The 22,013-nt window shown below is 62.3% G+C and carries 17 protein-coding genes; 4 read left to right on the forward strand and 13 right to left on the reverse strand.

What is annotated here, in order from left to right:
• The first annotated feature begins 160 nt into the window (after positions 1–160).
• Positions 161–748, forward strand: a complete 588-nt coding sequence (locus RCF49_RS05400; RefSeq protein ID WP_342643015.1) for a YqgE/AlgH family protein — start codon at positions 161–163, stop codon at positions 746–748.
• A gap of 251 nt (positions 749–999) precedes the next feature.
• On the opposite strand, the gene RCF49_RS05405 is transcribed toward RCF49_RS05400, so the two are convergent.
• The 11 genes from RCF49_RS05405 to coxB all read right to left on the reverse strand — a co-directional run bounded on the left by RCF49_RS05405 (position 1,000) and on the right by coxB (position 17,094).
• Entirely contained in the window at positions 1,000–6,582 is a 5,583-nt protein-coding gene (locus tag RCF49_RS05405) for an EAL domain-containing protein (protein WP_342643016.1), read from the reverse strand.
• Between the two features lie 242 nt (positions 6,583–6,824).
• Positions 6,825–7,412 carry a GNAT family N-acetyltransferase gene (locus RCF49_RS05410; RefSeq protein ID WP_342643017.1) on the reverse strand — a complete coding sequence of 196 codons (588 nt, stop codon included), beginning with the start codon at positions 7,410–7,412 and terminating at the stop codon, positions 6,825–6,827.
• 28 nt (positions 7,413–7,440) lie between these two features.
• Positions 7,441–8,700, reverse strand: a complete 1,260-nt coding sequence (locus tag RCF49_RS05415; RefSeq protein ID WP_342643018.1) for a M16 family metallopeptidase — start codon at positions 8,698–8,700, stop codon at positions 7,441–7,443.
• On the reverse strand, positions 8,697–10,106 hold the full coding sequence (gene thrC / locus RCF49_RS05420; protein ID WP_342643019.1) for a threonine synthase: 1,410 nt from the start codon (positions 10,104–10,106) through the stop codon (positions 8,697–8,699). The genes RCF49_RS05415 and thrC overlap by 4 nt, the downstream gene beginning before the upstream one ends.
• A gap of 99 nt (positions 10,107–10,205) precedes the next feature.
• The gene (locus tag RCF49_RS05425) at positions 10,206–10,964 is read right to left on the reverse strand and encodes an SURF1 family protein (protein ID WP_342643020.1); all 759 of its coding nucleotides are present in this window, start codon (positions 10,962–10,964) and stop codon (positions 10,206–10,208) included.
• Between the two features lie 225 nt (positions 10,965–11,189).
• Entirely contained in the window at positions 11,190–11,582 is a 393-nt protein-coding gene (locus RCF49_RS05430) for a DUF983 domain-containing protein (RefSeq protein ID WP_342644128.1), read from the reverse strand.
• A gap of 66 nt (positions 11,583–11,648) precedes the next feature.
• The gene (locus RCF49_RS05435; protein ID WP_342643021.1) at positions 11,649–12,488 is read right to left on the reverse strand and encodes a cytochrome c oxidase subunit 3; all 840 of its coding nucleotides are present in this window, start codon (positions 12,486–12,488) and stop codon (positions 11,649–11,651) included.
• The gene (locus RCF49_RS05440) at positions 12,481–13,149 is read right to left on the reverse strand and encodes a cytochrome c oxidase assembly protein (RefSeq protein ID WP_432807391.1); all 669 of its coding nucleotides are present in this window, start codon (positions 13,147–13,149) and stop codon (positions 12,481–12,483) included. The genes RCF49_RS05435 and RCF49_RS05440 overlap by 8 nt, the downstream gene beginning before the upstream one ends.
• Positions 13,150–13,353: 204 nt before the next feature.
• The gene (locus tag RCF49_RS05445) at positions 13,354–14,328 is read right to left on the reverse strand and encodes a heme o synthase (protein ID WP_342643023.1); all 975 of its coding nucleotides are present in this window, start codon (positions 14,326–14,328) and stop codon (positions 13,354–13,356) included.
• A gap of 126 nt (positions 14,329–14,454) precedes the next feature.
• The gene (gene ctaD / locus RCF49_RS05450; protein ID WP_342643024.1) at positions 14,455–16,104 is read right to left on the reverse strand and encodes a cytochrome c oxidase subunit I; all 1,650 of its coding nucleotides are present in this window, start codon (positions 16,102–16,104) and stop codon (positions 14,455–14,457) included.
• A gap of 87 nt (positions 16,105–16,191) precedes the next feature.
• Positions 16,192–17,094, reverse strand: coding sequence for a cytochrome c oxidase subunit II (gene coxB / locus RCF49_RS05455; protein WP_342643025.1), 903 nt, complete (start codon positions 17,092–17,094; stop codon positions 16,192–16,194).
• Between the two features lie 575 nt (positions 17,095–17,669).
• Between coxB and RCF49_RS05460 the strand changes: the two genes are divergently transcribed.
• Complete coding sequence (locus RCF49_RS05460) at positions 17,670–18,428, forward strand: invasion associated locus B family protein (RefSeq protein WP_342643026.1); 759 nt, start codon at positions 17,670–17,672, stop codon at positions 18,426–18,428.
• 140 nt (positions 18,429–18,568) lie between these two features.
• A complete protein-coding gene (tldD, locus tag RCF49_RS05465) occupies positions 18,569–19,993 on the forward strand; it encodes a metalloprotease TldD (protein ID WP_342643027.1) in 1,425 nt (474 codons plus the stop codon).
• Between the two features lie 59 nt (positions 19,994–20,052).
• Here the strand turns inward: tldD and RCF49_RS05470 are convergent, their stop codons facing one another.
• Together RCF49_RS05470 and RCF49_RS05475 are read right to left on the reverse strand one after the other, a co-directional pair.
• A complete protein-coding gene (locus RCF49_RS05470) occupies positions 20,053–20,478 on the reverse strand; it encodes a DUF1127 domain-containing protein (protein ID WP_342643028.1) in 426 nt (141 codons plus the stop codon).
• Between the two features lie 230 nt (positions 20,479–20,708).
• Positions 20,709–20,960 carry a DUF1127 domain-containing protein gene (locus tag RCF49_RS05475; protein WP_342643029.1) on the reverse strand — a complete coding sequence of 84 codons (252 nt, stop codon included), beginning with the start codon at positions 20,958–20,960 and terminating at the stop codon, positions 20,709–20,711.
• Between the two features lie 162 nt (positions 20,961–21,122).
• On the opposite strand from RCF49_RS05475, the gene RCF49_RS05480 reads away from it, so the two are divergent.
• Positions 21,123–22,010 carry a LysR substrate-binding domain-containing protein gene (locus RCF49_RS05480; RefSeq protein WP_342643030.1) on the forward strand — a complete coding sequence of 296 codons (888 nt, stop codon included), beginning with the start codon at positions 21,123–21,125 and terminating at the stop codon, positions 22,008–22,010.
• Positions 22,011–22,013: the final 3 nt, after the last annotated feature.

Here is a 22,013-nt window from a genome sequence, read left to right on the forward strand (position 1 = left end):
GGCAACTCCCGATAATCCGATGAGTTATGGCCTTACGCGAATTGTGCCGCGAGAAGAAGGCGGATGAAGTCACGTTTCTGTCAAACATCCGGCAGGGTGGCCAAACTCTTTTCGCGTGTCGGGATTCGGGGTATCTTCATCGGGATCTGGAGGTGGTTTCATGAAGTCGGGTGATTACCTCGACGGCAAGATGTTAATCGCCATGCCCAGCATTGGCGATGAGCGCTTTGCACGCTCCGTGGTCTATATTTGCGCCCATTCGCCTGAGGGAGCGATGGGCATCGTGGTGAACAAGCCGGCCAGTCACATCACCTTTCCCGATCTGCTCGAGCGCGTGAACATTCTTCCCGCGGAAGAGCGAATTAGCCTCTCCGACGAGATCCGCTCCAAGCCGGTCCAGTTCGGTGGTCCCGTGGAGAGTGGACGCGGCTTCGTGCTGCATACCTCCGACTATTTCGCCAGCGAATGTACTTTGTCGATTGATGACGGCGTGGGCCTCACCGCCACTCTCGATGTTCTGCGCGCCATAGCGCAGGGCCGCGGCCCACGTCGAGCCATGTTCGCCCTTGGCTATGCCGGCTGGGGCCCGGGCCAGCTCGAGCGTGAGTTGCATCAGAACGGATGGCTGCATTGCGAGCCGGACGAGGACCTTCTTTTCGCGCCGGACCTTGCCAGCAAATATGACCGCGCCATGCGAAAAATCGGGGTCGACCCGCGGCTCTTGTCGGCCGAGTTCGGACACGCCTGACCAAAGTCCTCAATTTTGGATGCTTCTGCGCGCCCTGGTTCGGCGCGAAGGATGATCGTCTGATCCAATCCAAACATTTTGCGCGCGGACCGGACCAAAACCACCCGCCTGATCCAAAACGGCAGCGATCGCCAGAGCATTTTCGAGCGAGGAGGACGTTCGCGTCAAGAAAATGCGACCAGGCAAGAACTTAAGGCGGGGCTTCCCGGTTCAAAGAAAAGCGAAAACGCCCTAGGACAGGCGCGCGAGCCTCAGCTCGGCGTTTTCGGCTGAGATTTCTGCCGCTTGAGCAGGCGCCGCAACGGCGGTGGCGGCCGATCCCGCGATACCGGGGGCGTAACCTCGGGATCGCTTGCAGGCGGCGGGTTCGCGGCGGCCTTGAGCGCGGGCGCAGGTGTCGTCCGGGCCGCCGCTGCGGCCTGCACGCCACCGGATGTCTCTTCATGCGGCGCAGTGGTCGTGCGGCGGCGAACCGGCGGTGGCGGCGGAGGTGGTGGAAGCTCAGCCGCTATGGCCGGTTTCGCGGGGGTCTCACCATTCACGGCCTGCCGCTCGGCACGATTGCTCTCGGGCCTTGCTCTCGCAGATTGGCTCACGGCATCCAGAACAACCGCCACCGGCGCCACGACCGCGGACATGGGTACGGGCGCGATTGGGCCAGACGGAACCGACGGCTCCCGCGCCCTATCCTCGACTTGCTCGGCTTCAGCCACATCATCTTGTCGAGCGGCCATCGATCCGGCGAATGCCTCCTCCTCGGGTTCGCTAGATGCAGCAGCGCTCTCAACACCGGCCCGATCATCCTCGGAGACTGTCTCCTCCGCATCAGACGGCGCCTCGGCGGCCATCTCAGGCGTGCCCAGCGGTTCCGACTGGGCTTCTTCCTTCAGCCCCGCATCATCGCTAGGCTCGGTCTCGGCAGGATGGTGCCGCTTGCCAGACTCATCTGAGGATGCATCTTGCCCTTGATCCTGCGGGGCACTGGCGATATCGGCCGGTTCAGCAGCCTCTTCCCTCGCCCGTTCCTCACCATCCCCTAGGTCGGAGCCGTCATCATCCGCGCCTGACGCGCTCTCCCCGGAGGGACCGCTCAGGGCTTGGACTTTTTCCTCGACGACAGCGCTTATTACGCTGGCTGATTTCTCCCCATCGAGCCCGGTGGGCGTCATATCATCAGCGGTCTCGTCTGACTGCGCGACGATGATAATGACCGACGCCCCTTCGTGTCGGGCGCTCTCGCTGGACATTTCGCCCGCCATATCCTCGGATGCGGGCGATACGGCCGGCTCGGTTTCAGGCAGTGACCGAACGATGGGCGCCCGGTCGGTCCGGGACGCAGTGCCATCCAGACCAGTGCCATCCAGACCGGCGATCGTGCGATCGTTCCACGGCTCGTCATTCCCGATCTCAGCATTCTCGACGCCAGCATCCATAGCACCAGCGTTAATTCCCGCTTCTTGTCTCGCGAGATCGACCTTGAAGCCGTCATGGGCAGTCCGCCTCGGCGCGACTTGTGCCTCGAAACCCCGCCCGGTGACCGGCTGAGCAAGGCTCGCTGCAAGCGCAGCGCGGTCCCGGTATGCAGCTCTCTCACGCGTGACGCGCGGCTGCAGGCTGTCGGGCTGCGGCTCTGCGCTTTGGCCTAGCTCTGGCTGCACCGGGGCCTCTGGAGCAGCGCGAGCATCCATCCGCTCGTCGCTGGCTTGCTCTACAGCCATTGGCGCATCGGCGCTGGCGGCCTTGGTATCAGAACCCTCGGTGCTGGCGCTCTCGACTTTGGCCTTCTCGGTCCTGGCGCGCGCGGCGTCATCATCCTCCGCATCAGCGCCCTGGCCCTGCGGGCCATCGGCATTCGCAATCCCGCTCGCGGCGATCGCTGATACCCGATCAGCCTCGGATTGAGCTGCATCAGCAGCGGTGGATGCATCCTCCGGTCCGCCTACGGGCAGGATACTCGCCAGCTCGTCCAATGGCTTCTCGACCGGAACGGGCACCTCTTCCGCCGGCGTCCATAGCCCGACGGTAAAGCCTGCTCGTTTGGCATCTCGCCCACCGCTTTCCTCAACGGTCGGGGTTGCTGACGAAGGCGTTGGTGCGAGATCGGCCCGATTGTCCTGCCCGCTCGGACGAGGCGGCATGCGCTCGCTGCGGGACACGGCCATCTGCCCCGCTCTCGGGCTGCCGCCCATGCCGGCCTGGCCAAGCCCGCCGCTCACCCCGCCTTGTCCCGGTCGAACCGGCGAGGCGATCGATCTTGAAGAAGCGGCAGCGCCGCCCGCGATCGTGGACGTCCTGGTTGGCATGCCCGCGGATGCCGGCGGTCGTGAGGGGACGAATGGACGTCGACCCTCGCTTGCGCCTGCTGCTGCAGCAGGCGACATCGCCGCCGGCCTCGCCATGGGCGTGGTGCCGGATCGTGTCGCGACAACCGTGAGCGGCCGCTTCTGCACTGTCGAAGGAGCAGGATTTTGGGCTGCTGGTGCAACGGACCCAACCGCCGGTCTGACCGGTGACTGCGGACCCATGGCGGCATGCTGCGGCACGGACACCTCTGGTCGCAGCGGCGTCACGGGTGCAGCTTCAGCGGCGATTCTGTCCGGCCGGACCTCCGGTTCAGCGCCAGGCCTATCCGCCAGAGCCCGCTCCTCTGCCATCTCGCTGGATGATGCTTCGGTGAGCTCATGCTGCCGTGGCTCGGCATCCGCCGGGGCGGCCGGAGGCGTCGCCGCGGCAACAGGGGGACGCGGCATGGTTGCCACGCGCGCTGGCGGTGCCGGCGGCTTTGCCTGCGGCTCAGGCACCCGCGCACGCACCGGCTCGGGCATCTCGAGGCCTTTCCGGAAGGTGGCAGCCTGCTCCGGCGCGTGATCGCCTTCCCCGGCCTCTTCGCCCCGTCCAATCAACCTTTGCCAGAAGGATGCAGAACGGATGCTGCGCGACCCGCGCCCGGCGATCGAATGACTGCCGCCGAATGCCTCCATGACCTGCCGGGCTCCCATGGGCGCCCCGAACAGGAAGCCTTGGCCGAAATCACAGCCCAGTTCACGCAGGCGGTCTGCTTGATCGACGCTCTCGATCCCTTCGACCACCGTGTCCATGCCCAGGTCATGGGCGAGGAGCACGATCGATTCGAGAATGATCTGGGCGGCCTCGTCATCCGCCTCCCCTTCCAGGAAGCAGCGATCGATCTTGATCGTATCGAACGGCAGCCGCTTGAGATGGGAGAGAGCGGAATAGCCCGTGCCGAAATCATCGCAGCAAATGCCGACCCCGACCTGCTGCAGCCTCTCGAGAATCTTGACCGACAGCTCGGGGTTTTCCATCAGGATGGTTTCGGTCAGCTCCAGCTTGAGCGTGCCCGGTACGAGATCCTCGCGCGACAATACGGTTTTGACCTCGTCGATCAGGTCGCGATTGATCAGCTCCCGCGAGGACACGTTGACGGTCATGAACAGCGGCTCGTTGGATCGATAGGCCCGCTGCCAGATGCCAAGCTGTCGAGCGGCTTGTGACAGGACGAACCGGCCAAGCTCGTTCATCAGGCCGAGATCTTCCGCAACCTGCATGAAGGCGTCCGGCTCGAGCAGCCCGTATCTTTCGTGCCGCCAGCGCACCAGCGCTTCGAACCCGGCCAGTGTCTTGTCATGCAAGCGGAACACCGGCTGGTAAGCCACCTCGATCTGATTGCGCTCGAGCGCCTGACGCAGATCCTCTTCGAGGCTGAGCCGCGCCGGCTGATTGTTCCGCATGGCCGGCGTGAACACCACGAGCGAATCCTTACCCTGGCGCTTCGCCTCATAGAGGGCGATCTCCGCATCCTTGACCAGTTGTTCCGGCCGGGCCTTGTCCCGCTGGTATTGCGCAACCCCGACACAGGCTGTCAGGAAGATCTCCTGTGGCCGCAGCGGCACGGGCCGGGCAATCAGCTTCCTGAGATTTTCGAGCAAAGGCTCGATCCGCTGATTGGCCCCGACCGAGGTGAGAATGATCCCGAAACGGTCCCCATGCAGCCTTGCCAGCGTATCGTTCGGTCCCGTTACCGACGCGAGGCGCCGTGCGATGGTGAGGAGCAGGCTGTCACCGACCGCAAAGCCAAGACTGTCATTGACACTCTTGAACCGATCGAGATCGATGATCAGCACATGGAGCTCGCCATTGCTGGACGCCTCCGTGCGGCGGATGGCTCGTTCGAGCCGGTCCATGAACAACGCGTAATTGGGCAGCCCCGTGATCCTGTCGCGGACGGCATCGGTCAGAAGCTGCTCCTCGGCGCGCTTGGTCGCCGTGATATCGGAAAGCGTTCCGATGCAGCGCGCGGCGCGACCAAGATCACCGGGCAGCGATCTCGCGCGCAGCTGATACCACCGATAGGTTCCATCTCCCCGCCGCAACCGGAAGTCCTGCGCGAAGGTGCCGCGGCCACGCTGCACCGCCCCTTCGACGGAACTCACATAGGCGTCGCGATCATAGGGATGGATGAGCTCGAGCCAGCCTTTGAGGCCGCCGCGGCTAATCCGTCCTTTGGCATGGCCGAGCACCCGCTCGAGTTCGGGCCCGACGAACAGCGTGCCGGTGGCCTCGTTCCAATCCCACACGATCTGCTCGGCCCCGGCAAGCGCAAGGCCACGCCGACCGCTATCCTCGAAGAAACGGCTATTGATGACCCCCTGATTGAACGCAAACTGGGTCAGGGTGAAGGCCATCGTGAGCAAAACGAGCACCAGGCCCCAAGCGAGGATGGGCGAGACCATCTCGACTCCCATCCAGCCAAGGGCGGCCGCTGTCGAGCACAGCGTCCACAAAAGCAGGAAGCACCACGCAACCAGCGAAGCCTGGGCGCGGATCACACCTTGTCGCCAGAAAAAGACGATGAGCCCGAATCCGCCGATCGCCGTCAGGAGCAGAAGGAGCCGCGCAAGGCCCATGCCGACCGCGGGCGCAAACCAGGCCGCAACGGCCAGAACCAAGCTTCCCAGAAAAACCCCGAGCACGGGATAACCGAGGTTCGGCATCCGTCGTCGAAGGTCAAGGAAGGTGAGCAGACATGCGATCGCGCCGGCGGCCATCAGCGCTTCGACCACTGCCCGGAAGCGAAGCTCGGGACCCGCGACATCCGACACCACCGGCGACAGCACCGGCCAATAGCCGAATTCGAGTGCGATGAACGCAACCGACGCAAAAGCAAACAATGCGCCCGCGGGGAACACCGGCTGCAGCCTGATGATGAACAGGCACAGCATGAACACGGCGGTGAGGGTTGCGATCCCGAGGACCACGCCGCGGAAGAACGACAGCTGCTGCTGCTGCTTGTCATAGGCGGCCCGCTGCCACAGGGTCAGATGATCGATATCTCCTCCCGTGAGCTCCGCCACATAGGTCACTGTCTCTCCCGGGTTCAGCCGAAGCGTGAACGTATCGGAATGCGATTGCGCCAGCCTTTGCGGCTGCAGCCCTGGCGCCCCCTGCATGTTCAGGACCTGCATCCCGCCGAACCTGGGCCAGAACAGGCCTGAGCCGATATAGCCTGGCCAGCGCGCGACCAGCACGAAATCCCGTGGCAGCGGCTCCTCGTTATAGAGCGTGAAAGCCGCAAACCGGTGAGTGGTCCCAGGCCCTTTTGCGGTGACCGTCATCGCCGTTTCCCGCCCGCCATCTCCAGCCGGCACGGGCACGACGATTTCCTTGTTCGAGGTCTCCAGATACTCGATCACGCCCGTCAGATCGACGCTCGGCGCGTTGAAATTCGTGGCCACGACGTCCCGCGCGCCGGCCTCCGTTGGATAGATGAACATCCAGCCAAGCACGAGCAGAAGAATTGGTGCACGCAGCCACATTAAGCCGCTCGGTCTCCTACATTGGAGCGCGCCGCAGCGGACCAGTGTGATCTCCGCGCGCGCCGGCGCTCAAGCATTAAGCATAAGCTCTTGGAGCGTCTTGGTACTCTCGCATCGCCCCAGGCACAACCCTAATTACCTATCAGTGCACTGAGGCAGTTCATAGCACGCCGGACGAGAAGACCTCCACGACCCCACGAGGGCTGATTTCTCCACTGCGGCGGCCCGGAAGTCTGCCTTCGTCAGGGGCGAGAATCACTGCTGAGTATTGCAAAACAGAGGTGGTCTCGCCACACACCGTTGATCTGCAGGTATCCTCTTGCGTATCCCTCTTCAGTAAACCCACAGCTTCTCAACAGCCGGATCGATGCCTCGTTTGTCGGCAGGCACGCAGCCTCGAGCCGGTGCAGCCTGAGCGTTTCGAACACGAAGGGAATGATCGCACGCACTGCTGCCGACATATAGCCACGCCGCGCATGGGGCTGCCCGATCCAGTAGCCGAGCGAGCAGCTCTGCGAGACTCCCCGCCGGATATTACTTAAGGTAAGCCCGCCGACCAGCGCCTCATCCGGCAACCGGTAGACGAAAAACGGATAGGACTGATCCTCGCGGACATCCCGCCAATATCGCCGCAGTCGGCGACGAAACGCACTCCGGGTCAGATCATCAGCCGGCCAGGTCGGCTCCCAGGGCACGAGAAACGACCGGCTCAACTCACGCAACGCCGCCCATTCTTCATAGTCCGACATCTGCGGAACATGCAGCATGACACCGTCCCCCCTTACCATGGGACCAGGATCACTGAGCGTCACGCTGCGAAGGAAAGACATGCTAACTTTGAGTCGGCACCTGTGGCGACTAGGCAAATCTTGCAGCGATTTTGTCATACGGCGCAAGGTTTTCTAATGCACCGACTGCGCCGACCGCTGGCTTCGTGTTCCGGAAGAGCCGATTTGCAAGCGCACGGACCGCGTCACGATCCACGGCCTCAACTTTTCCAATCAACTCCTCAACCTCGGGTATGCGGCCGAAGATCATCTGCTGGCGCGCGATCTGGTCGGCCCGCGCTGACGAGCTCTCCAGCGCTGAAACCAGCGATGCTTTGAGCTGCGTGCGTGACCGGGCAACCTCATCTTCCGTGATCACATCGGCAATCCCCGCGAGCTCGTCCGCCACCACATCGAGCAGCGTGGCGACCCGCCGTGTACCGGTCGCGGCATAGACCCCGAACAGCCCGATCTCTTCGAAGGCCGAAACGAAGGAGAAGATGGAATAACAAAGTCCGCGCGCCTCCCGCACCTCCTGGAACAGGCGCGATGACATGCCGCCCCCGAGCAGATTGGACAGGACCTGGAGGGCATAAATCTCGGGATCACGGTAGCCTACGGTCGGAAATGCAAGCGCCACATGAACTTGCCCGAGCGGCTTGGCTGCCGTCCGCATACCGCCGGTAAACGCCGCGGGCTGCCAGTCCGGCGCGCTCGACCGACGAAGCGACGCCAAGCTCCCCCTGACCTGCTCGACCAGCGCATCGTGATCAACCGCGCCAGCCGCCCCAACCACCGTCCTGTCGGAGGCATAATGCATGTCGCGGAAGGCGGAAATGTCATCTGGCCGGAACTGCGCCACGCGCTCCGCCGTGCCCAAGATCGGCCGTCCGAGCGGTTGCCTTGCGAAAGCCGCATCATGCATCAGCTCGAACACGAGATCATCCGGTGTGTCCTCCGCCGCGGCGATCTCCTCCAGGATGACCTCGCGCTCCCGATCAAGCTCCGCCTCCGCGAATACGGGCTCGATCAGGATATCGGAGAGAATGTCGAGGGCGAGCGGCACATCCTCCTTCAGAACGCGCACGTAATAGGCCGTATTCTCCATGCCCGTCGCCGCATTCATCTCCCCGCCCGCAGCTTCGATCTCCTCGGCGATCTGCCGGGCCGTTCTCCGCTTCGTTCCCTTGAAGGCCATATGCTCGAGGAGATGCGCGATTCCGTTTTCCTCTTCCCGCTCGTTCCGCGCCCCTGCTCTCACCCAGATACCGAGCGAGACCGTTTTCAGATGCGGCATGTCATGGCTCACCACCGTGACGCCATTGTCGAGAATGCTTGTGCGGACGCTCATCGGCCCCCCTGGTTTACCCGCGCATGCTGCGCGATAAAGGGTTCAACCGCCTTAAGCTCGTTCGGCAAGCAATTGATCCGCTCCGGTCGGTCAAGGAGGTCGGCAAGTCTCTGCGGCAGCTCTGGCCTGATGCCCGTGGCAGCTTGCACCGCATCGGGGAATTTGGCGGCATGGGCGGTGGCGAGCACCACCATCGGGCCCGATTGACGCCTCTGAACCTTGCCGGCGGCCACCAGTCCGACCGCAGTATGGGGATCAACGAGGCGGCCTGTCATCTTGTGCATCTCCGCGATCATGGCCCGGGTCTCTGCCTCGTCAGATCGGGCCGAGGCGAAATCATGGCGGATGCGGCCTAGCGCCCGCTCGCTCAGCGTGAACGCTCCAGACTGCTTCAGCCCATCCATGAGCCGCTGGAGGTCCGGCGCCTGCCGATCCAGCACCTCGAACAGCAACCGCTCGAAATTGCTGGAGATCTCGATATCCATGCTCGGACTGATGCTCGGCACCACCCCGCTCATTGCATAGCGCCCGCTCCTGAGCGTCCGATCGAGAATGTCGTTCACATTGGTCGCGATCACCAACTCGCCCACAGGCAGCCCCATGCGCTTCGCCACATAACCTGCGAAAATATCGCCGAAATTGCCCGTCGGCACCGTGAAGCCCACCTGCCTGTCCGGTGCCCCTAGCGCGAGTGCTGAGGTGAAGTAATAGACGGTCTGGGCCATGATGCGCGCCCAGTTGATCGAATTCACCGCCGAAAGCCGCATAGTCTCGTTGAACGCGACATCGGCGAACATCGCTTTCACCAGGGCTTGGCAGTCATCGAACGTGCCTTCGACGGCAATCGTATGCACATTGGCATCGGCAACGGTGGTCATCTGCCGCCGCTGCACCTCGCTCACCCGCCCATGCGGATAGAGAATGAACACATCGACCGCCGCGAGCCCGCGGAATGCATCGATGGCGGCGCTGCCAGTATCCCCAGACGTCGCCCCCACGATCGTCGCGCGCCCACCCCGCTTGGCAAGAATGCGGTCCATGAGTTGGGCGAGCAGCCGCATGGCGACGTCCTTGAAGGCGAGCGTCGGCCCATGCCAAAGCTCCAATAGCCAGTCGTCGGGCCCATATTGCGTGAGCGGTGCCACCAGCCGGTGGCCGAAATCGGCGTAAGCCCTGTCGATGCACCCGGAAAGCTCCGCTTCCCCGAAGCTCTCGCCCACGAACGGGGCGAGCACGGCCCGCGCCACTTCGCTATAGCTGCACCCCTGAAGCTTTCCCAGGGCCTCCCCGGAGATCTGCGGCCACACTTCTGGGATATAGAGCCCGCCATCGCTCGCAAGCCCTGTGAGGACCACATCCGCAAAATCGAGAGCCGGTGCCCGGCCGCGGGTTGAGATATATCGCACTCTTGGAAGATCCTCGGTTGCAAGGCTCGCCATGCCCATTGAACCAACGCCCCAGGGCGATCGGCGTGCCGTTACCCATAGCCAAGCCGATGGCCGATGTCACCGCTCCGATTTCACCGGGTCCCGCAACAGGCTCCTTACATAAACCAGATAGACCCCGATAAGGCAGGCCGCGAGACCGAACCAGGTGATGGCATAGCCAAGATGCCTGTCCGAGAGCTCCGGGCGCGCCGGCGTTGGCTGCGGCCAGCCTTGAGCGGCGATATTGGCACCACCTTGCGCAGGCGTCATTTGGATGACGAGCGGCAGCACCGGTCGGCCCTCCACCGCGGGCGACAGGGAACGGATGAGGCCGCCGAGGTCCCACCAGTACCAGAGGTCCTGCTGAGGCTGATTGTCCGGAGTGAACAGGCCCTGGCCTTCCTCGTGCAGCCTGATCACCCCCGTGATCGAAACATCCCCCTGCGGAAGCTTTTCAAGGGTTCCCTTGTTATCCTGCGGCGCGAAGCCCCGATCCACGAGAATGGCTTGGCCGTTGTTCAGCATGAACGGCGAGATGACCCGCCAACCCGGTCGGCCTTCATAGCTCGTGAAGAGATGGCGCTCCGCCTGGCCGAAGCGCCCGGTGGCAGTCACCTTTGTGAAATCCTGAGGCCAGGGGTGACCTGTGCCGATGAGATTTTCGGCATCCACAGGCTCTGCCGCGAGTGCCGCATCGATTCGCGCGATGAGCGCGTGTTTCCATGTGCGCCGCTCGAGCTGCCAGAAACCCAAGGCGAGAAGGATGGCAAGCGCGATGAGGCTCGCTAGAGTGACCGGCCATAATCTGCTGATACGCGATCGGGTCAAAGCGACCATGAAGCACCTTTCCGGCCAGGCACGCCGGTCACTGACGCCAGCGCGCGCCGCTATGCGCTTCCCCTCGACTGTCCTGTGAAAATGCGCTTGCCCCGGAGCATTTTCGAGACGTAGGAATCACCCGTTCAGAAGATCGTCGCGCGAAGTGAATGTTCGTCCCGTAAAGAAAACGCGAACGAGCAAGAACTTAGGGCACTCCGGACGTAGAAGACGCTCTCGCTGAGATCAGCTTGCATTCCCACTGCCATGCTGCGCCTCTTGCGCCTTGGCATTGTACTGCTGACAGATCAGAATGCCCTTCATCGGCCGCAACAATCCCAGTGTCAGCACCAGGATCAATGGCAGCCAGAGAGCTGCATGGACCCAATAGGGCGGCTGATAGGCAACTTCCGTGAACAGCGCTGCGCCGACGACCACAAATCCCGCGATGAGAATGATGAACACGGCCGGCCCGTCACCCGCATCGGCGAATGAATAGTCGAGCCCGCAGACCGGACAGCGCTCTCGAAGATCGAGAAAGCCCTTGAAGAGCTTGCCCTGACCGCATCTTGGGCACCGGCCGCGAAGCCCCGTCGCGACCGGATTCACTGGAGGGTAGTAGGCACCGTCTCGTGCGATCACCGTGGCCTCACATGGGAAGGGTTTGATCGCAACGGTGGCCCGCCGACACAAACCCGCTCCTCGTCAATAGGCCCCGTGCGAGCCCCAGATATAGATCGCAGCGAACAGGAACAGCCACACCACGTCGACGAAATGCCAATACCAGGCAGCGGCTTCGAAGCCGAAATGGGCTTGCGGCGTGAAATCGCCCCTGAGTGCCCGGAAGAGGATGACGATCAGGAAAATCGTCCCAACAAGCACGTGGAAACCGTGGAACCCTGTCGCCATGAAGAAGGTCGAGCCATAGATATTGCCCTCATTGAAGCGGCTGAAGGCAAAGGCTGCATGACTATACTCGTAGGCCTGTACGCAGGTGAACAGCACGCCCAGCGCGATGGTGCAGATGAGGCCCCATTTGAGGCCCTGACGGTCATTATGCAGCAGCGCGTGATGCGCCCAGGTGATCGTCGTGCCGGAGGTCAGCAGAATGAGCGTATTGAGCAACGGCAGATGCCATGGATCGAACACCTCGATGCCCTTCGGCGGCCACACGCCCCCGGTCACCTCGAGCCGCGAGGCTTGGATCGCCTCATTGGAGAACAGGCTCGCATCGAAGAACGCCCAGAACCAGGCGACGAAGAACATCACCTCCGAGGCGATGAACAGCAGCATGCCGTAGCGCAAGTGAAGCTGCACGACCGGCGTGTGGTCGCCCTGATGGCCCTCGCGGATGACATCCCGCCACCACATGCCCATGGTGTACAGGACGGCGACGCCACCGACGATCAGCATCCATGGAGCCGAGCCGTGGAACCACAGCACCGCGCCAACCGCCATGATGAACGCGGCAAGCGACCCCAGCGCCGGCCATGGGCTAGGATCAACCAGATGATATGGATGGTTTTTGGCGTGGCTATCAGCCATGTCCCTCAGCTCCAGTATTCGCGGGAGCACCCTTTTCCGGCGCTCCGCCCCGTTTCATCACATCACTCGGCGCGGTTTCTGACTTGCCCCGCTCCGTGCCTTCTATACCCGCCGCGGCGCTTTTCGCCACCGGCTCTTTGACAAAAAACGTGTAAGACAGGGTCACGGTGCGAACGTTCTCTGTGTCCTTGTCCTTGGCCATCTCCGGGTCGACGAAGAACAGAACCGGCATGTCGACGGTCTGGCCCGCCTCGAGCTTCTGTTCATTGAAGCAGAAGCAGGAAATTTTGTTGAAATAGTACCCCGCCTGCGCCGGTGTCACATTGTAGGTGGCCATGCCCGTGATCGGCGTTTTCGCGAGATTGGTGGCCCGGTAATAGGTCAGTCTCTGTTCGCCCAGTTTGACCTCGATCTCGCGCTCCACCGGCTCGAATCGCCAGGGCAGTCCTGGGGCGACATTGGAATCAAACCGCACCTTGATCGTCTTGGCCGAGGTTTCGTGCGGCGCGGCATCCGCCCGCTTGGTGGTGCCGCCATAGCCGGTCACCTGACAGAACAGCTGATAAAGGGGCACCGCAGCGTATGACAGGCCAACCATCGCAGCGACCACCCCGACGCAGATCACAGCAATTCCGCCATTGCTGGTGAGGGCTTTCCGCATGCTGTTCAGGCGATCAATCACTTGCGACATCCTCAGAGCGGACGGTTGGCGACATTACCGCCCAGGCGCACCAACGTGGTTATGAAGAAGAGCACGGCAAGCAGGAATAAGAACCAGCCTAGTGCCACGGAGCGCCGCCTGCGCCGCCTGATCTCTTCTGGCGTAAGTCTGCGTTCCTCTTCATCGGGTTCCATATCCCTCACCCTAGAGCCAAGCCGGGGTGATCGGCGCGAGCTTAGCGGCGCTTTCGACCAGCATCGCGGCGAACAGAAGAAATAGATAGAGGACCGAATAGCCGAACAGGCGCCGGGCAACCCGCTCCGCAGCCTCGCCCTGCCGCTCCCGGTAGACGCGAACCGCACCGACCAGGAACAGGATGCCAAGCACCACGGCAACCGCGAGATAGCCAAGGCCCGCAAAGCCGAACACCCAGGGCAGGAGCGTCACCGGCACCATCAGCACCGAGTAGATGAGAATCTGCTTCCGCGTCTCATCAAGCCCCGCCACCACCGGCAGCATGGGGACGCCCACCCGCGCATAATCATCCGAGCGATAGAGAGCCAGCGCCCAGAAATGAGGAGGCGTCCACATGAAGATGATCAGGAACAGAATGACGCTCTCGATGCTCACCGTTCCGGTCACCGCCGCCCAGCCTACCATCGGCGGGAACGCGCCAGCCGCACCGCCAATGACGATATTCTGCGGTGAACGCCGCTTGAGCCACATCGTATAGACGAAGACATAGAAGCCGATGGTGAGCGCGAGCAGAGCGGCAGCCGTCCAGTTGACCGTGACGCCCATCATCAGCACCGACCCGCAGGACAGCACAATCCCGAAGCCCAGCGCTTCGCCCGGCTCGATCACGCCGCGCGGAATGGGTCGCTTCGCGGTCCGGCGCATGCGGCTGTCGATATCGGCGTCGTACCACATGTTCAGCGCGCCCGCGGCCCCGGCTCCCAGCGCGATGCAGATCAGTGCGACGATTGCGATCCAGGGATGGATATGGCCCGGCGCTACCATGAGGCCGACCAGCGCCGTGAACAGGACCAGCGACATGACCCCGGGCTTCAGCAGCGCCACGTAATCATTCAGGTCGGCGGCGACGAGCGGGGCGCTGCTCGCGGGGATCTCCTGCCGCCTGGCGCCCAGATCCGCGATTTCACTGCTCAGTCCGCTCATTGCCTCTAACCTACTTCTGCGAACGCGATTATCGCGCCCCAACTGCCATGGACAGTTGCCCTGGCTTTCACGTCGGTCCGGGGACATGCGCGATGCCCCCGAATCTCATTTGTGTCCCGTCCAGCTCTACTTGATCCGCGGCAGCGTGCTGAACTGGTGGAACGGCGGCGGCGATGACAACGTCCATTCGAGAGTGGTCGCACCGACACCCCACGGATTATCCGCAGCCCGCCGCTTCCGGGCGAACGCCTCCACCACGCCGATGAAGAAGATCACGAGACCGAGCAGCGAGATATAGGAGCCGATCGAGGAGACCAGGTTCCAGCCGGAGAACGCGTCGGGATAGTCGATATAGCGCCGCGGCATGCCTGCAAGACCAAGGAAATGCTGCGGGAAGAAGATCATATTGACGCCGATGAAGGTGACCCAGAAATGAGCCTTGGCGATCCCCTCGTTATACATGTAGCCGAACATTTTCGGGAACCAGTAGTACCAGCCCGCAAAGATCGCGAAGACCGCGCCCAGCGACAGCACGTAGTGGAAATGGGCCACCACGTAATAGGTATCGTGCAGGGAGTGATCGACGCCCGAATTGGCGAGCACGACGCCGGTGACACCGCCCACCGTGAACAGGAAGATGAACCCGATCGCCCACACCATCGGTGTTTTGAAGTCGATCGAACCGCCCCACATGGTGGCGATCCATGAAAAGATCTTAACGCCAGTGGGAACGGCGATGATCATCGTCGCCGCCACGAAATAGGCCTGCGTGTCCACATCGAGGCCTACCGTATACATATGGTGCGCCCACACCACGAAGCCGATGAGGCCGATGGCCACCATGGCATAGGCCATGCCGAGATAGCCGAACACGGGCTTCTTCGAGAAGGTCGAGACGATATGGCTGATCATGCCGAAGCCCGGCAGGATCAGAATATAGACTTCCGGGTGACCGAAGAACCAGAACAGATGTTGGAACAGCACCGGGTCACCACCTGCCGATGGCTCGAAGAACGAGGTGCCGAAATTGCGGTCGGTCAGCACCATGGTGATCGCACCGGCGAGCACGGGCAGCGAGAGCAGCAGCAGGAACGCGGTGACCAGCACGGACCACACGAACAGCGGCATCTTGTGCAGCGTCATGCCCGGTGCGCGCATGTTGAAGATCGTGGTGATGAAGTTGATCGCGCCAAGGATCGAGGACGCACCCGCGATGTGAAGGCCGAGGATCGCAAAGTCCATGGCCGGTCCGGGCTGCCCCGTGGTCGAGAATGGCGGATACATGGTCCAGCCGCCACCATTGCCGAACATTCCGGGAGGGCCTGCCGCAAACATTGAGATCAACAGCAGAATGAATGCCGGCGGCAGGAGCCAGAACGACACGTTGTTCATGCGCGGGAACGCCATGTCGGGCGCGCCGATCATCAGCGGCACGAACCAATTGGCAAAACCGCCGATCATCGCCGGCATGACCATGAAGAAGATCATGATCAGACCATGCGCCGTGACGAACACGTTGTAGACATGCTTGCCCATGTCCACCGCCGCGCTTGGGTCAGCCTGGAAGATCATGGAGGCCAGGCCGTGGAAGATCTGGATGCCCGGCTCCTGAAGTTCCATGCGCATGGCAACCGAGAGCAGCCCGCCGATGGTCCCCGCGATGATCGCGAAGATCAGGTACATCGTGCCAATGTCTTTATGGTTCGTCGAATAGACGTACCGGCGCCACCCTGTCGGGTGGTCTGCGTGATCCGCATGCGCTGCCGCGTTAGCCATAGGTCGACCTCTGATTCTGCTTCTATCAAGCCGCCGCTCTCAAAGTGAGCGGCACTCGGTTGTCTTTGCCCCAGACCGCGTCCGGATTTACTTCGAATTGGCCTGCGCGTCCGCCACCTGCGGAGACTTCGCCGCCATTTCCTGGATCAGCGCGGCATTGGCCTTGTCCACGCCCTCGGCGGCCGCCTGCTTCAGCCACGCGTCGTAGCGCTCCTGAGAAACCACGCGCGCCTCGATCGGCATATAGGCATGCCCCTGGCCACAAAGCTCCGAACACTGCCCGTAGAACACGCCCTCCTTCTCGGGCTTGATCCATGCTTCGTTCAGACGGCCTGGGATGGCGTCGATCTTGGGACCGAAGGACGGGATGGTCCAGCTGTGGATCACGTCATTTGCAGTGACGATCAGGCGCACGGTCTTGTTGATGGGCAGCACGATCGGATTGTCGACCGAAAGCAGCCGGGGCGCGGCAGGATCGATCTGCCTGCGCGTCTGCAGCGCGTCACCGTCGAGCAGGAGCGAATCGAAGCTGATATTTTGCTGATCCTGATACTCATAGGACCAGTACCACTGGTTGCCGGCCACCTTCACCGTCATGTCCGCATCGGGGATCGTGCGCTCGAAATAGAGCAGCCGGAACGACGGTATCGCGATGATGACCAGAATGAGGACCGGCACCACGGTCCAGATCACCTCGATCAGCGTATTGTGGGTCGTCTTCGACGGGACCGGATTTGCCTTGGCATTGAACCGAACCATCACCACCACGAGCAGAACCAGCACGAGCGCCACGATCAGCGTGATCAGAGGCAGCATGATTCTGTCGTGAAAGACATGGACATTGTCCATGATCGGGCTTGCCGACTGCTGGAAGCCCCGCTGCCACTCCTGCGGCTGACCCAGACCTGCGGCCAGAACCGGCGTCGCCCCACCGATCGCCAAGCCCAGAGCCGCTCCCGCGAGGAGCCCGCATGCCATCCTCAACCGCATCGTCCGCCCACTCCTTCATGCTGAGGGGTCGGACTTGGGTCCGCACCCTGCCAGCTGCCAGTTTCCCCATCATGCGCGGCCAGAGAGCGTCCGCGCCGTCCGGGTATATCCCGTTTGCCACCGATAAAGCAAAGAGGACAGCGTCCGTCCTCTAGAACGGTTCTCAACCATAATCGGCTGTCCGCCGCAACGTGGTCCGGCGCGTCATATTTTCGCGCAACGGCTTGCCCCTGGCCGCAATCGTAGGGACGACAATGCTTCGCGCACGACGCGACTGGACCCGTTGGCCGGATTTTTGCCTCAATCGTCCCGGATCAACAGACGGGTGTTCCTGATATTTCGTGAAGCTGGTGGTTGGCGCGGTTGGGAGGTCGGTATGGTGCGACCTTTTGACACCAGCCTCCGCTGACGAGAAAGCTGACGACCTCCGCCCTGGCTTGTAGAGCACCAGGCAAAGGCATATCACCGTCACGCTGCCGCATCGAGACGCATATGGTGGGCAGCTGCCGGACGAGGTCCGCGGACAATGATCGTGCGGGCGTCATAGGCAGACCATTCAAACTGGGGAGTAGCACTTGATCACCTCACCGCTCTTCACTCAGGCGCATCGCGCGGCAGTCGCCGCCGTGGCCGGGCTGGCATTGCTCGCGACCGCTGGTGCTGCTGGTGCTCAGCAGGCTCAGTTCGGCCCACGTGCCAACGGCGCCCAAGCGCAGGCCCAGCCTGCTCAGCCGACGCCGCAAGGTCAGCCGGCTCAGCCCGGTCAGCCGGGACAGCCCGGCGCGGCCGCGCCTAAGGCGAATATCGTGGCAACCCACGGTGACTGGCAGATCCAGTGCGGCGACTTTGCCAATCCCGCTGCGGCCCACAACCAGAACAACGCGGGCGACAAGCCCGCTCAATCCGGCGGCAAGAGCGATCCTGCGGGTTCGACGAGCGGGTCGCCCGTCTTGCGCCAATGCGGCATGATCCAGAGCGTGCGCAGCCAGGAGCGCCAGAATATCGGCCTCACCCTGGTGCTTGTCCGCCAGCCCCAGGGCGACAAGACCATCACCATGATGCGCATCCTGGTGCCGATCGGCGTCTATCTGCCCACCGGCGTGGCGCTGGAGATCGATGGCAATGCCGTTGGCCGCGTGCCCTTCACCCAGTGCATTCCTCAGCTCTGCATGGCCTTTGCCGAGGCGACGCCCGAGACTTTGGACAAGTTGAAGAAGGGCTCTAAAGCCAATTTCATCATCTATGAAGGCCCGGGCATGGGCATCGGCCTGGACATCTCCCTGAAGGGCTTCACAGCGGCCCTCACCGAGCTTGAGAAACAGTCCTCATCGTGACGCGACACAAACTTGTCACGGTTCGGGCCTGCCCCGGTGATCAAACTCGGCTATCCTATTAAGGCTGAAGAGAAGCCCATTATATAGGGCGCAGGGCGTCGGTCAGGTGAAACGGCGCCCCTGGCCAAAGGAGACCGGGATTGTCCACAGACATGCAGAGCCTGTTCTTTTCACGAACCGACCTCGACCGGGCCAGAACCGAATCAATCGTATCCGATGCACTGACCGGCTGCGATGACGGCGAGCTGTTTCTGGAATACCGGCAGCACGAGGGCCTCGTTTTCGATGACGGCGTGCTGCGCGCGGCCAATTTCGACATCACTCAGGGCTTCGGCATTCGCGCCGTCTCCGGCGAGACCACGGGGCTTGCCCACTCTTCCGAGATTTCCGAGGCGGCGCTGCGCCGAGCCGCCGATGCGGTGCAGCAGGTTCGACATGGATCGGGCGGCGTTCTTGCGGCCCCTCCGCCGGGAACCAATCGCCAGCTTTACAGCCCCGACAATCCGGTGGAGGAAATTCCCTTCACCGATAAGGTCAAGCTCCTCTCCGCCATCGACAGCTATGCCCGCGGCCTCGATTCGAAGGTGGCGCAGGTCTACGCCTCCCTTGCCGGCGAGTGGCAGGTCGTCGAAATCATTCGTGGCGATGGCTCGACCAGCCGCGATATCCGCCCCCTCGTCCGTTTAACCGTCTCGATTACCGCGCGCCATGGCGAGCGCCAGGAAAGCGGCAGTCATTCTGTTGGTGGACGCAGCTCCTACAGCACCTTCATCGGCGAAACCGATTGGCGCGCCGTGGTCGACGAGGCGTTTCGCCAGGCCCAGGTCAACCTTGAAGCAGGCCCCGCTCCTGCGGGCGAGATGGATGTGGTGCTTGGTCCCGGCTGGCCCGGGATCCTCCTTCATGAGGCCGTGGGCCACGGCCTTGAAGGCGATTTCAATCGCAAGCAGACCAGCGCATTTGCCGGCCTCATGGGCCAGCGCGTCGCCGCCCCCGGTGTCACCGTGGTCGATGACGGCACCATCAATGACCGTCGCGGCTCGCTGACCATCGATGACGAGGGGACCCCCTCGGCTTACAACGTGCTGATCGAGGATGGCATTCTCAAAGGCTATATGCAGGACCGCCTGAATGCCCGGCTGATGGGCATGGCGCCGACCGGCAATGGCCGTCGTGAGTCCCACGCCCATGTGCCCATGCCGCGCATGACCAACACTTACATGTTGAACGGCGACCGTGACCCAGCCGAGATCATCGCCTCCGTCAAGAACGGGCTCTATGCCGTGTCCTTCGGTGGCGGCCAGGTCGACATCACCAGCGGTAAGTTCGTCTTCTCCTGCACCGAGGCCTATCACATAGAGAATGGTAAGATCGGACGGCCGGTGAAGGGGGCGACACTGATCGGCAACGGGCCGGATGCCCTGACACGCATCGCCATGATCGGCAATGACATGAAGCTCGATCCGGGCGTTGGCACCTGCGGCAAGCGCGGCCAGGGTGTGCCGGTCGGCGTTGGCCAGCCCACCATCCGGCTCAATGCCATTACCGTTGGTGGGACGGGCTAAAACGCCTTGTCTGCTTGCGATCACCAGGGATCACAAGCAGACGTTTGGAGCTCTCAACCTCAGCTGACCGAGGATTTTCGTGGGTATCGGGCAGCAGTGATCTGCCCACTTTGGGCTTGGGTTTCGCCGATCGCTTCAGCAGCCGTCCTATTTGCAGTTTCGCGAACAGGCCCCCTGTCTCCACGACGGCGGAGATTCGCTTCATCTTTGTTCCGACTGTAGCTTGTGTAGGCTGAGCGCTCGCTGCTCCAGCCGTGGCTCCGCTTGGCGACGCGGTTCAGTTCCTCCGCGGGGTCGACTGTCAACGGCAGGTGCATTGCCCAAGCAATCTCGCTGCGTGTGAGACCGATATCTTTAAGCAGCCAGTCCTCCGCCGACATGAGCTCCTTCAAGCTTCGCCGTGCGCGCCAGTTTGCGACACGGGTGCTCAAACCGGACCAGTAGCTTCCTGCTTTGACGATGGTCCCTGCATCTCGCGCTTTCATTGTTAGCTCCTTCTCACTCTGGCGACAGCCCTCCCTTGAATGCGCTGGAGCCTATGCAGCGACTGCGGCCGCATCTTTTCCGCATCATGACTTGATGGTGGCCTGTTCTTGGATTTTCTTCGCAAGCATCAGCTTCACAGCGATATTGATTTGTGACCCTGTAGTCATCCCACATACAGTTTATGTGATGGCTATGGTGGCATGGAGTACTTCTCCGAGTTTTCGCCGGATTACCTCACCCTTCTCTTGCTCACTCCGCTCAAAGCCTGCACAGGATCTTCTCCGACCGGCAGGTTTGACGCCCAAATGACATCGCCGCGCGTCAACCCGATATCCCGTAAGGTTGTATCCTCGAGCTCCATGAGAGCCCTGAGCTTGCGACGGGCGACCCAGTTGTGGAGCCACTGATTGAGGCTCGTGAACAGCACGCTCGACAGTGCCGGATGCCGCGGGGTCTCGGTTTCGATCCTGCTCTGTGACATGGCAATACTCCGTCGTTGCGGCACGTGATCGGTGCCGCCGTTCCCGCCGAAAGCGGCGGATCAGCAGATTGTTTTCATAAGCTTAGAATGATGAATTGGGATTGATACATCAAACGAATTAATCTAATGTCTCTCATCAAGGGCTTTGAAGTGAGGTGCGCCATGGAAGCGACCTTGGACATGGATCTGCTGAAGACCTTCGTTGCCATTGTGGAGACCGGCTCCTTTTCGGGTGCAGCCGAGGAGGTGGGGCGCACGCAGTCGGCCGTCAGCATGCAGATGAAGCGGCTGGAGGACCTGGTCGGCCGGCCTCTTTTCGTCCGCGACGGCCGCAAGAACATGGTCACCCGCGATGGCGAGCAGCTGCTTGATTATGCCCGTCGGATCATTCGTCTTTCAGCCGAGGCCTTGAGCGCCATAGGTCAGCCCGAGCTGCAGGGCATCGTGCGCCTTGGCACCCCGGATGATTATGCGGATTGCTTGCTTCCGGAAATTCTTGCGCGATTTTCGCGGACCCATCCTCTGGTGCAGGTCGAGGTCGAGTGCCAGCCCAGCACCATGCTTTTGCAGAATACCATGAGCGGCCGGCTGGACATGTCGATCATCAGTTGCCAGCCCAATGTCATGGCCGGCGAGGTCCTGCGCAGCGAGCCGCTCGTTTGGGCAACCTCAGCGCGCCATGACGTGCACCATCAGAAGGTGGTGCCGCTTGCCGTGTCGACCCCGAACTGCGCCTGGCGCGCCATGGCGACCGATGCCCTGTCCAACTGGCATCGCCCCTATCGTATCGCCTATGCAAGCTCGAACAGCGTCGCCATTGCTGCCGCCGTGATCTCAGGTCTTGCCGTTGCGGCGATCCCAGAATTTCTGGTGCGCCCCGGCATGCGGGTTCTCTGTGAGGCTGACGGGTTCCCGCGCCTTGGTGAGTTTCAGATTGCGCTGCTGTGTGCCCCCGGCATGCAGGGTGGTCCGCACCATGCTCTAGCCGAGCATGTGACGGAAAGCCTGGCACGCACCCGCGCGGCCCCGGCTCTTATCGCAGCCGAGTAGCCT

The organism is Rhodoligotrophos sp. CJ14 (assembly GCF_038811545.1).
Lineage (GTDB): Bacteria > Pseudomonadota > Alphaproteobacteria > Rhizobiales > Im1 > Rhodoligotrophos > Rhodoligotrophos ferricapiens.